General features: G+C 60.4%; 13 protein-coding genes. 8 read left to right on the plus strand and 5 right to left on the minus strand.

Going from position 1 to position 12,568, the window contains the following annotated elements; translation table 11 throughout:
• Window positions 1-23: 23 nt before the first annotated feature.
• Window positions 24-953, plus strand: coding sequence for a DMT family transporter (locus AGR7B_RS18620; RefSeq protein WP_080857553.1), 930 nt, complete (start codon window positions 24-26; stop codon window positions 951-953).
• Here the strand turns inward: AGR7B_RS18620 and AGR7B_RS18625 are convergent.
• Window positions 922-1,848, minus strand: coding sequence for a DMT family transporter (locus AGR7B_RS18625; protein ID WP_080857554.1), 927 nt, complete (start codon window positions 1,846-1,848; stop codon window positions 922-924). The genes AGR7B_RS18620 and AGR7B_RS18625 overlap by 32 nt on opposite strands.
• Window positions 1,849-2,041: 193 nt before the next feature.
• Between AGR7B_RS18625 and accB the strand changes: the two genes are divergently transcribed.
• From accB to AGR7B_RS18655, 6 genes are read left to right on the plus strand one after another with little or no spacing between them, the layout of a single operon-like run.
• Window positions 2,042-2,506 (plus strand): acetyl-CoA carboxylase biotin carboxyl carrier protein, encoded by a 465-nt coding sequence (accB, locus tag AGR7B_RS18630; protein WP_065656626.1) that lies wholly within the window; start codon window positions 2,042-2,044, stop codon window positions 2,504-2,506.
• Window positions 2,503-3,894, plus strand: a complete 1,392-nt coding sequence (accC, locus tag AGR7B_RS18635) for an acetyl-CoA carboxylase biotin carboxylase subunit (protein ID WP_080857555.1) — start codon at window positions 2,503-2,505, stop codon at window positions 3,892-3,894. The genes accB and accC overlap by 4 nt, the downstream gene beginning before the upstream one ends.
• On the plus strand, window positions 3,891-4,331 hold the full coding sequence (locus tag AGR7B_RS18640) for an acetyl-CoA carboxylase biotin carboxyl carrier protein (protein WP_080857556.1): 441 nt from the start codon (window positions 3,891-3,893) through the stop codon (window positions 4,329-4,331). Before accC ends, AGR7B_RS18640 begins: the two co-directional genes overlap by 4 nt.
• Entirely contained in the window at window positions 4,328-5,041 is a 714-nt protein-coding gene (pxpB, locus tag AGR7B_RS18645) for a 5-oxoprolinase subunit PxpB (protein WP_080857557.1), read from the plus strand. The genes AGR7B_RS18640 and pxpB overlap by 4 nt, the downstream gene beginning before the upstream one ends.
• Window positions 5,038-6,036: a 5-oxoprolinase subunit C family protein gene (locus tag AGR7B_RS18650; protein WP_080857558.1), complete on the plus strand. Its 999-nt coding sequence runs from the start codon at window positions 5,038-5,040 to the stop codon at window positions 6,034-6,036. The genes pxpB and AGR7B_RS18650 overlap by 4 nt, the downstream gene beginning before the upstream one ends.
• Window positions 6,037-6,061: 25 nt before the next feature.
• Complete coding sequence (locus AGR7B_RS18655) at window positions 6,062-6,829, plus strand: 5-oxoprolinase subunit PxpA (RefSeq protein ID WP_080857559.1); 768 nt, start codon at window positions 6,062-6,064, stop codon at window positions 6,827-6,829.
• A gap of 148 nt (window positions 6,830-6,977) precedes the next feature.
• Here the strand turns inward: AGR7B_RS18655 and AGR7B_RS18660 are convergent, their stop codons facing one another.
• From AGR7B_RS18660 to AGR7B_RS18675, 4 genes are read right to left on the minus strand one after another with little or no spacing between them, the layout of a single operon-like run.
• Window positions 6,978-8,081, minus strand: coding sequence for an ABC transporter ATP-binding protein (locus tag AGR7B_RS18660; protein WP_080857560.1), 1,104 nt, complete (start codon window positions 8,079-8,081; stop codon window positions 6,978-6,980).
• 9 nt (window positions 8,082-8,090) lie between these two features.
• Window positions 8,091-9,167, minus strand: coding sequence for an ABC transporter substrate-binding protein (locus AGR7B_RS18665; protein WP_065656633.1), 1,077 nt, complete (start codon window positions 9,165-9,167; stop codon window positions 8,091-8,093).
• A gap of 25 nt (window positions 9,168-9,192) precedes the next feature.
• Window positions 9,193-9,996, minus strand: coding sequence for an ABC transporter permease (locus AGR7B_RS18670; RefSeq protein WP_003519698.1), 804 nt, complete (start codon window positions 9,994-9,996; stop codon window positions 9,193-9,195).
• Complete coding sequence (locus AGR7B_RS18675; protein WP_065656635.1) at window positions 9,993-10,925, minus strand: ABC transporter permease; 933 nt, start codon at window positions 10,923-10,925, stop codon at window positions 9,993-9,995. The genes AGR7B_RS18670 and AGR7B_RS18675 overlap by 4 nt, the downstream gene beginning before the upstream one ends.
• Before the next feature lie 430 nt (window positions 10,926-11,355).
• Here AGR7B_RS18675 and AGR7B_RS18680 point away from each other — a divergent pair, with 430 nt between their 5' ends.
• A complete protein-coding gene (locus tag AGR7B_RS18680) occupies window positions 11,356-12,558 on the plus strand; it encodes a pyridoxal phosphate-dependent aminotransferase (protein WP_078052162.1) in 1,203 nt (400 codons plus the stop codon).
• Window positions 12,559-12,568 lie beyond the last annotated feature (10 nt).

The raw sequence follows: 12,568 nt of genomic DNA on the forward strand, positions 1-12,568 counted from the left end.
GTCTTGCTGCGATGGGGAGCGGGATGAATCCTAAGACCGGAATTTTGCTCAAGCTGACGGCCATGCTGGCATTCACAGTCATGTCCGCCTGCGTGAAGGGCCTGGACGGGGCGATCCCGGTCGGCGAAGTCGTTTTCTGCCGGGGATTTTTTGCCCTCATTCCCCTCTGTCTCTGGTTCATCGCCTCCTCGGAGCGGATAACCGTGCCGGCCAAAAAGAACATCGGCAGCCTGCTCGCGGGCAGCTCGGCCGGGCTTGGCGGCATGTTCTTCGGCTTTCTCGCCCTCGCCTATCTGCCGCTGGTGAATGTGACGGTGCTGAGCTACACGACACCGCTTTTCACCATCATGCTGGCGGCGCTGCTGCTTGGCGAAAAAGTGCGGATATATCGCTGGTCCGCCGTACTGACCGGTTTCATCGGTGTCTTCATCACGCTCTCGCCGAAACTGATCTTCGATGCCGCCTCAGGCCCCGCTCAAATCGACAGCGTCGCGATGATCGGAACCGCGCTGGCGTTGACCGGTGCGCTTTGCGCAGCCTTTTCCTCCATCGCCGTCCGCCATCTGAACAGCATCGAAAAGCCGTCGCGCATCGTGCTCATCTATACGCTGACGGGTGTGGTGGCCGGCCTCGCCACGCTCGGATTTGGATGGAAGATGCCGGATTTTCACCAGTTCCTGCTGCTCGCCGGCGGCGGCCTTGCCGGCGGCATCGGCCAGATCGCCATGACGCTGAGCCTGCGCCACGCCCAGGCCTCGCTGCTGGCGCCGTTCGATTACACCACCATGATATGGGCAATCGCCCTCGGTTATCTCTTCATGGCCGAAGTGCCGACGGGTGCGACCATCATTGGCGCCTTGACTGTCATCGCCGCCGGGCTTTTTGCGATGTGGCGCGAAAACCGGCTGGCGAAACAGGCTGTCAGGGAGCCGGTAGCGTCAACTGTTCCGTAACGCGCTTTTTGTGCAGCCGCCTTTCCCGCCACAGCGTGAACAAACCGGCGGCAACCACGATGGAAGCCCCCAGAATGGTCGTCAGGGCCGGAACCTGATCCATGAAGGCATAACCGATCAACAGCGCCCATATCATCGTGGTGTAATCGAACGGCGCCAGCAGCGAGGCCTCGGCATAACGCAGGCTGAGCGTCACCAGTATCTGCGCGATACCGCCAATAAGACCGGTGCCGATCAGCAGGGTCCATTGCCACGCGGTCGGCATTTTCCAACCCATGCCGATGCTGGCAAAGCCGATGACGGTTGTAAGCAAAGTGAAATAGAAGATGATCGCTCCGGTATTTTCCGTCTGCGTCAAATGCCGGATCTGGATCATCGATATGGCGGAGAAAAAAGCCGCCGCCAGACCGAACAGGCCGCCGAGCATGGCGACGCCAGAGCCGGAAGCGACATCCGAAACATCGAAGGAAAAATGCGGCGACAGGATCAGCACGATACCGCAGAGCCCGACGACCACCGCCGTCCAGCGGTAAATCCTGACGACTTCCTTCAAAAGCAACACCGCCAGAATGACGGTAAAGAGCGGTGTTGCGTAGCTGATGGCCGTCGCGTCGGCCAGCGGAATGTAGGCCAGCGCCAGATAGCTGAAGACCATGCCGCCGGTGCCGGAAAAACTCCGCACCAGATGGCCGCCAATATGGCTGGTTGCCACCTGCCTTCGGAAACCGCCCTGCGCCGCCATCCACAGACAAAGCGGCAGCATGGCCACCGCCGATCTGAAGAAGACCACCTGCCCGATGGGTATTTCGCCCCTGAGGCTGCTGATGCAGGCGCCCATCAGCACCAGAGCGAGCGCTGCAGAGATTTTAAGAAGAATGCCTTTGCGGGAATCCATGGTTCGTTCCTTCGGAGTCTTCGAACCGTTTCACCACGCGGCGGCGGGATATCAAACCGGAAAGCAATGTCCATAGGAACTTCGTCTGACCCCATCAATCCCGCCCCCATGGTAGCTATTGCTGATGGACAGGGTGCGGATTCCGCTCCGCCCACCTGCCGCCGTGGGGACAAAAAAGACGTTGGAAACCAATATGGATCTGGAAAAGATCAAGAAACTGATCGAGTTCGTTGGCTCTTCGCGAGTATCCGAATTGACCGTGAGCCAGGAGGGAACCACGGTCCGGATCATCCGCGAAAACAATGCCGTTTCGCCGCAGGCACCATCATCGCAGCCCCGGCCCGTTGCGGTAGCCGAAACGGCATCCGCGACACCCCGCGCCGAAGAACATGCGCCGGCATCCGCCGCAGCCGCACCGGCGTCATCCGGCATCGTCGCAGCACCCTCATTCGGCCTTTTCCATCGCGCCCCGAGCCCGGGCGCGGCGCCTTTCGCCGAAGCCGGCGACGAGGTCAGGCAAGGACAGGAACTCTTCATCATAGAGGCGATGAAAGTGTTCAACACCGTTAGGGCCGAACGAAGCGGCAGGATCGCCAGATTTATCGCCAATGACGGCGAAGACGTCGAACTTGGACAGCCGGTGCTGGAGTTCGAATGATGGATGCGACACTCCCAAAGGTGGCTGAGACACGAGCATTCGATAGCGTCCTGATCGCCAATCGCGGCGAGATTGCCTTGCGGGTGCAGCGCGCCTGCCGTGAACTCGGCCTGAAGACCGTCATGATCTATTCGGAAGCCGATAAGGATGCCGACTATCTGAAGGCGGCCGACACCGCCATCTGCATCGGGCCGGCCTCTCCCGCCCAGAGCTACCTCAACGCGCCGGCCATACTGCTTGCGATGGAGCTGACCGGCGCTGGCGCGGTTCACCCCGGCTATGGTTTCCTGTCCGAAAGAGCGTCTTTTTCGGAAGCCGTGGAGGCGGCGGGGGCGGTCTTCATCGGCCCGCGCGCCGACGCCATCCGCACCATGGGTGACAAGATAGCGGCGAAGCGGGCGATGATGGAGGCCGGCGTGCCCTGCGTTCCCGGTCCCGATTCCGCCCTGCCGGATGACATGGCCGAAGTCTCGAAAATCGCCGCCGAAATCGGCTATCCCGTCATCGTCAAGGCGGCTGGCGGCGGCGGCGGGCGCGGCATGCGTGTGGTGCACGATGCCTCCGCCCTTCAGGATGCCGTTCTCGTCACGCGTGAGGAGGCAAGCCGGGCCTTCGGAACGCCGGAACTTTATATCGAGAAATTCCTCGAACATCCGCGCCATGTCGAAATTCAGGTTCTCTGCGATGGTCAGGGCAACGGGGTCTGGGTGGGCCTGCGCGATTGTTCCATGCAGCGCCGCCACCAGAAGGTCGTCGAAGAAGGCCCGGCCATCGGCATCCCGCCCGATGTCGCGGCTTTCGTCGGCAATCGCTGCGTCGAAGCCTGCCGCCAGATCGGTTATCGCGGGGTCGGCACCTTCGAGTTTCTTTATGAGAATGGCGAATTTTATTTCATCGAGATGAATACCCGCCTGCAGGTCGAACATCCGGTCACGGAAATGACCTCGGGCGTGGATCTGGTGCGCCAGCAGCTTCTCGTCGCTCTTGGCCATCCGCTCGAGATTTCGCAGGAGGATATCGTCTGCGAAGGCCATTCGATCGAATGCCGCATCAATGCCGAAGACCCCTATAGTTTCATTCCCTGCCCCGGCCTTATCACGGCTCTGCACTTGCCGGGCGGCCCCGGCGTCAGGGTCGATACCCATGTGACGGCGGGTTATCGGGTTTCGGCTCATTACGATTCCCTGATCGCCAAGCTCATCGTCCATGCGCCGACCCGCGAGCAGGCAATCCTGCGCATGCGGCGCGCACTTGGCGAAATGCGCATCGAGGGCGTTTCCACCAACCTGGCGCTGCACCGGGAAATATTGCAGGACCCGGCCTTTTCCGAAGGCGGCACGGATATTCATTACCTCGAACATTGGCTTGCAGCGCGGGGTGCAAAGTGAAGCGACAGCCTGTTTCCGTATCCCGCTACAGCGAGCCCGGCACAATTGCCGATCTTGCCGCTCACCTCGAGCGCAACAATGTCTCCGCCATTGAAATAGAGACGCCGGATGGATCATTGAAGATCGTCGCCATGGCAGGCGGTCAGACCCCTGCCGCACAGCGGCCCATTGAAGCGGCCAAAGCGCCGGAAAAGGCGGGGGATATTCTCGCCCGTGCACCGATGGCCGGCATCTTCACGCCCGCGCATCCGCAGCGCCCCGATCGGGCGGTTCGGGCACGACAATCCGTAGCGAAAGGCGAGATCGTCGCATTCGTCGCAGCCGGACCCGTGCTTGTTCCGGTCATCGCCGAAAAAGCCGGCACCGTCAGCGAAATCGTGACGGAAGCCGGCGCGCTTGTCGGCTATGGCTCCACCCTTCTCAAGACCGAAACATGATGGTGACGTCGATGAGCAACCTCCCGCTGAAAACGCCCCACCTCACCCCCGCCCATCTGGGCCTGCCGAAAATCTCGATGATCGGCAACAAGACGTTTCTGATCGAAGCGCCCGGCGAGCTGGACCTGCCCGCCCAGCGGCGTATCTGGGCGCTGACGCGCGCATTGAAGGACCGCCCCGAAGTGCTGGAACTCATACCCGGCATGACCAACCTGCTGATCGTGCTACGCAGCACGCCTGAAGATGCCGGGCGTTTGGAGGACGAGCTTCTCGACCTCTGGCAAAGGACTGCGGAGCTCGATCTTCTGGGCAAGACCATCGAAGTGCCCACGACCTATGGCGGCGAGCACGCCATCGACCTTGCAGCGATCTGCGATTATTCCGGCCTGCCGGACAAGGAAGTCGTGCGCCTGCATTTCGAGCGGACCTATACGGTTTTCGCCGTCGGCAGCGCGCCGGGCTTCGGTTATCTCGGCGGCCTCGATCCGCGCATTTTCATGCCGCGCAAGAAAGTCCCGTCGCTCCGCATGTTGAAGGGCATGGTGACGATCGGCGGCATGCAGTCCGGCATCTCGGTTCTGACCGGACCGAATGGCTGGAATTCGCTGGGCTTCACCGAAATCACCATGTTCGACGCGACCGCCGAACAGCCCGCGGTGCTGGCGCCCGGTGACCGCGTTCGTTTCCTTCCCGAAAGGATCGAACTATGATCCATATTCTTGCCTGTGGACCGCTGAACACCGTCCAGGATCTCGGCCGCGCGGGTTATCGCAATATCGGCATCACCGCCACGGGCGCGATGGATCCCATCGCGCTCAGGGTCGGCAATATTCTTGTCGGCAACGGCGAGGACGCCGCTGCGATTGAAATCCAGACCTTTCCGTTCCGCATCGAATTCGAAGAGGCGCTGACCTTCGCCGTAACCGGTGCGGATTGCGCCGCCCGGCTCAATGGTGCCGATCTGCCGCCCTACTGGTGCGCGCGGGCAGAAAAGGGTCAGATTCTCGAATTTTCGACGCCGCTGAAGAATGCGCGCGCCTATCTCTTCCTTCAGGGCGGCATAGACGTTCCCGTGGTGATGGGATCACGAAGCACCTCACTTCGCGGCTCCTTCGGCGGCCATGAGGGACGCCACCTCACCACCGGCGACAGGCTATCCGTTCTGCCATCCGAACCAACGGCGCTGCCGGCAAGCGGCCTCGGCGTCATGCCGCTTGCCGAGGCGATGCCGGACATGTTTCCGGTATCCGAAAATGGCGAATTACTGCTGAGAGCCATTCCCGCCGCCGAACACGATCTTTTCGGCGAAGGTGCGGAACGTTTCTGGTCCGAAGCCTGGAAAATCACCTCGCAGAGCGACCGCACCGGCTACCGGCTTGCCGGCACGCCGATGACACTTGCGGCTCCGGTGGAGCTACGTTCTTACGGCGTCATTCCCGGCGTGGTTCAGGTTCCGCCAAGCGGCGAGCCGATCATCCAGATGAGCGACGCCAACACAGCCGGCGGTTATCCGAAGATGGCTGGTATCATCGACAGCGATCTTTGGCGGCTCGGACAGGCGCGCATCGGCAGTCGCATCCGTTTCGTGCAGGCGACGGTGCGCGAGGCGCTGGAGGTCGAACAGGCAATCGACGCCTATTTCGCCGATATCCGCAAAACCCTGCCGCTGGTTACCGCCGCACTCGGCACGCTCGCAAAACGATAATCCTTAAAAATACGGAGAGGGAACCATGAAGATCGATGTTAATTCCGATATGGGCGAAGGTTTCGGCGTCTATAAGGTCTGCGACGACGAGAAGCTTATGGAAGTCGTCTCTTCGGCGAATATCGCCTGCGGCTTCCATGCCGGCGATCCGGAAATGATGGCGCGCATGGTGCGTCTCGCCAAACAGAACGGCGTCGGTGTCGGCGCCCATCCCGGCCTCGCCGACCGCCTCGGCTTCGGCCGCCGCGAAATTCCCGTCGATGCAGAAGAAATGGAACAGCAGGTTCTCTACCAGCTCGGCGCGCTTTCGGCGATTGCCAGGGCGCAGGAGGTTGCGCTCTCCCATATCAGCTTCCATGCCGCCATGGGCAACATGATCAATCGCGACGCGGCCCTTGCCGAACGGATCATGAAAAAGATCAAAGCGGTCGATCCAAATCTCATTGTGTTTTCTATGCCGGACATGCTGATCGAAAAGGCGGCGCTGGATTGCGGGCTGAAAGTGCTCAACCTCTTTCTCGCCGACCGGGCTTATGATGTGAAGGGCCAGCTCGTGCCACGCAAGCTGCCCAATTCCGTCGTCAAGGAAGAAGGAAAAGTTCGCGCACGCGTGCGCCAGTTTCTGGAAAAAGGCACGGTTACGACCATCGAGGGCGAGACCATCCCCGTTCGCGCCAGATCGATCCTCGTCCACAGCGATACGCCCGGCTCGCTGGAGCTTGCGCGCACGGTGCGCAGCGAAGTGGAAGCCTGCGGCGGCAGCGTCGTGCCGGCTCGCGAAGTGGTTGCCTGAAGCGGCATACGCCTCATATCCAGCACAAAAAGCACGGCACCGCATTCCATTTCAGGAGCGCGGTGCCGTAATTTTGTCACCTATGGATACGGACCGGATTTCAATCCGTCGCCAGCCGGGCCGCCTGAGCGACCCAGCCGCAAAATCATCAATTCAGCCGGATCACGTGATTGCTGTCGGTCGTCCAGCTCAGTCTCACCCGGTCGCCAGCGGCGCTGACGGCATTGGTGAACCCTTCGGTCTGGGTCTGCCGGTAAGCGATCATCGGCTCGCCATTGTCCAGACGCAGGTAATAATGCAGCATGAAGCCGCGATAGACGACCTGCTCCACCCGCGCCGTGGTGGAATTGCCGGTGTTTTCACCTGCGTCCACCGCAAGCGGTGAGACCGAGATTGCTTCGGGGCGAACGGTGACCACGACCTTGTCGCCCTGAACCGCCCCCATATCCTCGACATCGAGCCGCACGCCGGAACCGGTGACCAGCCTTGCGGAACGACCATTGCGCTCTGCCACGCTCGCCTCGAAGAAGTTCGAAGCGCCGATGAAACCCGCGACGAAGCGGGTCAGCGGCTTCTGGTAGATTTCGCCGGCCGGTGCGATCTGCTCGAGATTGCCATCCCGCATCACGGCGATCTGGTCCGCCATGGTCAGCGCCTCGTCCTGATCGTGGGTCACCATGATGGTGGTGAGGCCAAGCCGCTGCTGCAGGCTGCGGATTTCGACCTGCATGCTTTCCCTCAGGCCCTTGTCGAGCGCACCGAGCGGCTCGTCCAGGAGCAACATCGAAGGCTCGATCACCAGCGCGCGCGCCAAAGCCACACGCTGCTGCTGGCCGCCGGAAAGCTGCACCGGCAGTCGGTCGCCGAAGGCGTGCAGCTGAACGAGATCGAGCGCCTGCTTCACGCGCCCTTCCCGGTCAGCCTTGGAAACGCCCCGCATCTCCAGCCCGAAGGCGACGTTTTCGGCAACGGTCATGTGGGGAAACAGGGCGTAGTTCTGGAAAAGCATGCCAACATTGCGGCGGTGAACCGGGGTGCGCGTGGTCGGCTTGCCGCCGACCACGATTTCACCCGAGGTAGGATCGACAAGCCCCGCAATCATGCGCAGGCAGGTCGTTTTACCGCAGCCGCTCGGGCCGAGAAGCGCCAGGATTTCCCCTGCCTTGACGGTAAGCGAAACATCATCGACGGCAACGACCTGACCGTTGTAATGCTTGGTCAGTCTTTCCAGGCGGACTTCTACGGATTTCATCAGCGTTCCTCAGCCGTTAAAGGTCTGGTTGTATTTTTCGAGCCATTGGGCGCGACGCGGTATGATGTATTTCCAGTCCGGTGTGAACAGGTTCAGCGATTCCATCTTCGTTTCCGGGTAGGCAAGGAACTTCGCCGTATCTGCGCCGAACTCGATGCCCTTGACGGAGGGAGCGCTCAGTGTCGCTTCCGAAAGCATCTTCTGCACACCGGGATCGAGGATGCGGTTGATATAGGCAAGCGCGAGATCGCGGTGCGGCCCGCCCTTTACCAGCGCGATGGAATTGATGCCGGTGAATGCCCCTTCCTTCGGGAAGGTCATGTCCAGCGGCACGCCCTTCTTGGTGTGCGGATAAACCGCCTTGGAATATTCGATGCCGCCGAAATCTGCCTGGCCCTGCGCCACCATCATCGTCTGTGCTTCCGCATCGTATATCGAGAGCACGTTCGGCTTCAGCTCGGCGAGTTTCGCCCAGCCGGCATCGGTATCATATTGCGCTTCCTTCAGCGGCTTGCCGGTCGCAAGGGCGGCCGCCACCATCAGCATCAGAACGCTCTGGGTGTTCTTCGGTGTGTTGAGAAGCATGCGGCGGGCATATTTCTTGTCGAACATCTGTTCGTAGCTTTCAAACGGCTTGCCCGTCGTCGGATTATAGAACAGGCCGGCAATCGAGATTGCAAAACCGACGCCGAAATTGTCTTCGAAAAGATAGCGAGAATAGACGTTCTTGAGGTTGGGGATTTCGTCCGCCGGCAATTGCTCGATCAGGCCTTCCTCCTTGGCCTGCGGCACGCCGACATCGTCCATCGACATCACGCTATATTGCGGATTTTCGCGGGTGGCGCGCAGCGTGGCGATATTGGCGAGCGTTGCGCCTTCGGTCGTCAGCACCCGGCACTTATATTCCTTCTCGAAAGCCGGGATCACTTCCTTCTTGATCAGCCCGCCCTGCGCCGAATTATAGACGCCGACATACATGGTGCGATCCTGTGCGGAAGCCGCGGTGTAGAAATAGGGTGTGGCGAGCGCGCCTGCGGTGACTGTCAGGAAACTGCGCCGTTTCATGATGATGGTCTTGTCTGTCATTTCCGGTACCCCTCTTGTTGTTGATTTACATAGCCATTGCCCGGCGCAGACCCACCAGCCTGTCGAGGACGAGCACGACGGTCACCGCCAGAAGAATGATGATGGTGGACATGGTCGCGACCGAAGGATCAAAGACCGTGCCGATCTGGCGATAAAGAACGATGGGCACGGGCAGGTTCGCGGAATCCGCCAGCCACATCGAAACGGGATAATTGTCGAAAGAAACCATGAAGCAGAAGATCGAGCCGGAGGCGACGCCGGGCGCGATCTGCGGAAAGATCACCCGCGTGAAGGTTTTCCAGCGCGTGGCGCCAAGCGTGCGCGCCGCTTCCTCAAGGCTGACATTGACGAGCTGAAGGCTGGTCAGCACCGTGCGGATCACATAGGGCGACGTCACGACGGTGTGGGCGATGAGAAGCTTCAGCTTGGTATCCATCCAGCCATAGCCGGAGAAAAGCTGCAGCAATGCCAGGCCGGTCACCAGCACGGGAAAGATCAGCGGCGAAAGCAGCAGTCCCTTCATCAACGAGCGGCCGATGAATTTTCCGCGGGAGAGTGCGAAGGCTGCCGGAACGCCGAGCGCCAGTGAAAGGATGGTGGTCGCCACCGCCAGCGCCGCACTGAAGGTGAGACCAGCGGTGAATTCCTCGTTCTGCATTACCGCTGCATACCAGCGGAAGGTGAAACCCTGCGGCGGGAAGGTGACGAAATAGCTGTCGGAAAACGAGATGGCGACGACGAGAACGATGGGAGCCAGGATGAAGACCATCATGGCGGCGGTGATCGCATAAAGGACGATGGCGGAAGTGCCGGTCAGCTTGTTGTTCATGACGCGCTTGCCTTGATACGACGCCCGCCGAGCAGCCGCATCGAGACGGCGTTGATCAGAATGACGATGAAAACGAGGATGGTGGCGATGGTGGCGCCGAACGGCCAGTCATAGACCGCGAGAACCTGCTGTTCGACCATGTTGCCAAGCATCTGCGAGCCGGGACCGCCGATCAGAGCGGGAATGACGTAGGATGCGGAAGCGAGCGAAAACACCAACGTGAAACCCGCTAGCAGACCGGGAAGGCTGAGCGGGAAGGTGATCCGCAGGAAAACTTTCCATGCCGGCGCGCCGAGCGTGCGGGCAGCCTGCTGCAGGTTCGGATCGATCTTGCCAAGCGCGGAGGACAGCGGCAGCACCATCATCGGGAAGAAAATGTGCAGGGAGCCGATAATGACGGCGGCATCCGAAAACAGCAGCGTCATCGGACTGTCTATGATGCCAAGATTCATCAATACGTAGTTCAGAAGGCCGGTCGGACCGTTGCCGAGAATGAGCTGCCAGCCGTAGGCGCGCACCACGACGCTGACGGCCAGCGGCGCAATCACGATTAGTGTGATGATACGGGTCGTGACGATATTGCCGCGCACGAGAACGGTCGCGACCGGATAGGCCAGTATCGCCGCAAGAATTGAGGTGATCAGGCTGATGCGGATCGTCGCCCAGAGCACCTTCTGGTAAAGATCGACCTCAAAAAACCTGACATAATGGGCAAGCGTGAAGGGGGAGCCGATCAGCCCCTGCGAATTCTGGGTCATGACGCTGAAACTCATCAGCCGAACCGCCGGCCAGAAGAAAAAGATCAGCAGAAAGATCAGCAGCGGCAGGATGAGGATGCCGGGCGAAAACAGCCGACGCTCGAGGGCCTTCCAGCCGGAAACTCCGCGGCGTGGCGGGGCATGTGGTTCCATGATCGCAATATCCGACATCTATACTCCCGTCGCGTTGAATACGGCACGAGGCATCGCTTTGAGCCGAACGAGATCGTCCAGACCCTATGACTAGAATTTGCTGGGTGTGCTCCCTGTCGAGGCATCCGGTCTTTTGCCGGCGCCTGTCGCATATTTCTGCATTTTCGCGCCGGTTACCTCTCTGGGTAACATTGCCCGACGCGTCGTTCCCTTGTTGTTAAGCCGAGCTTAGGGGCTAAGCCGACGGGCTGCATAATATTTTATTCCTCTGAGGTCATCGCATACGCATATGGACTGCTCACCCCATCTTGGCGGCGATGCATCAAAATCCCGTATGACGTCACATCGAAGTCGTATTGGGGAAATAGCGGAAAATTCCCGTAACCTCTTTGTCATGCACTGGCGTCGCGACGATGCCTGCCTTCACCGTTACAATCGGAAATAATCCATGCCCACTATCGCCCAACGCCTTAACAACGTCACCGTGTCAGCTTCGCTCGCCATGACCCAGAAAGCGCGCGATCTCGCCGCTCAGGGCATCAAGGTCATCAGCCTGTCGTCCGGCGAGCCGGATTTCCCGACGCCTGCCCACGCGGTCGAGGCGGCGCATGCGGCGGCCCTTGCCGGCGACACGAAATATCCGCCAGCTGACGGAACGCCGGCGCTACGGGCCGCGATCCAGCGAAAGTTCAAGCGCGACAATAATCTCGACTACGATCCGAGCCAGATTCTGGTGGCGGGCGGCGGCAAGCAGATCATCTTCAACGCCATCATGGCGACCTGCGACCCGGGCGATGAAGTCGTCATTCCCGCGCCGTCCTGGATCAGCTATGCCGATATCGTGAAGTTCGCGGGCGGCGTGCCCGTGCCGGTGGTTTGCCCGGAGAATAACGGTTTCCGCCTGCGCGCCGAAGATCTCGAAGCCGCGATTACCCCGAAGACCAAGTGGCTGCTTTTCAACTTCCCCAACAACCCGACGGGCGCCGCCTGCTCCCGCGCGGAAATGAAGGAAATCGCCGAGGTCATGCTGCGGCATCCGCATGTCTGGATCATGACCGACGATATGTATGAGCACCTGATCTATGACGACTTCGAATTCTGCACCATCGCCGAAGTCGAACCCCGCCTCTATGACCGGGTCCTGACCGTCAACGGCGCATCGAAAGCCTATGCCATGACCGGCTGGCGTCTCGGTTTCTGCGGCGGCCCGAAGGATCTCATCAAGGCCATCAGCAACGTCAATACCCAGAACAGCGGCGGTGTCGCGACCATCGTGCAGGCTGCCGCCGTCGCGGTTCTCGACGGCCCGCAGGATCTGCTGAAGGAGCGCGCCGATATCTACAAGACGCGCCGCGACTTCGTGCTCGGCAAGCTTTCGGAAATCGAGGGGCTTCGCTGCCACAAGCCGGAAGGCGCCTTCTATATCTTCCCGAATATTGCCGCGCTGATCGGCAAGACGACGAAGGGCGGCACGAAGATCGAGAACGATACCGATTTCGTCATGGCGCTTCTCGCCGAACATCACGTTGCGACAGTGCAGGGCGCGGCCTATGGCCTCAGCCCCTTCTTCCGGCTTTCCTATGCCACCAGCATGGAAAACCTTGCCGAAGGCTGCGCCCGCATCGCCGAATTCTGCAATGGAATGAAATAGGGAGAACAGC

Source organism: Agrobacterium deltaense RV3 (assembly GCF_900013505.1).
Taxonomy (GTDB): Bacteria; Pseudomonadota; Alphaproteobacteria; order Rhizobiales; family Rhizobiaceae; genus Agrobacterium; species Agrobacterium leguminum.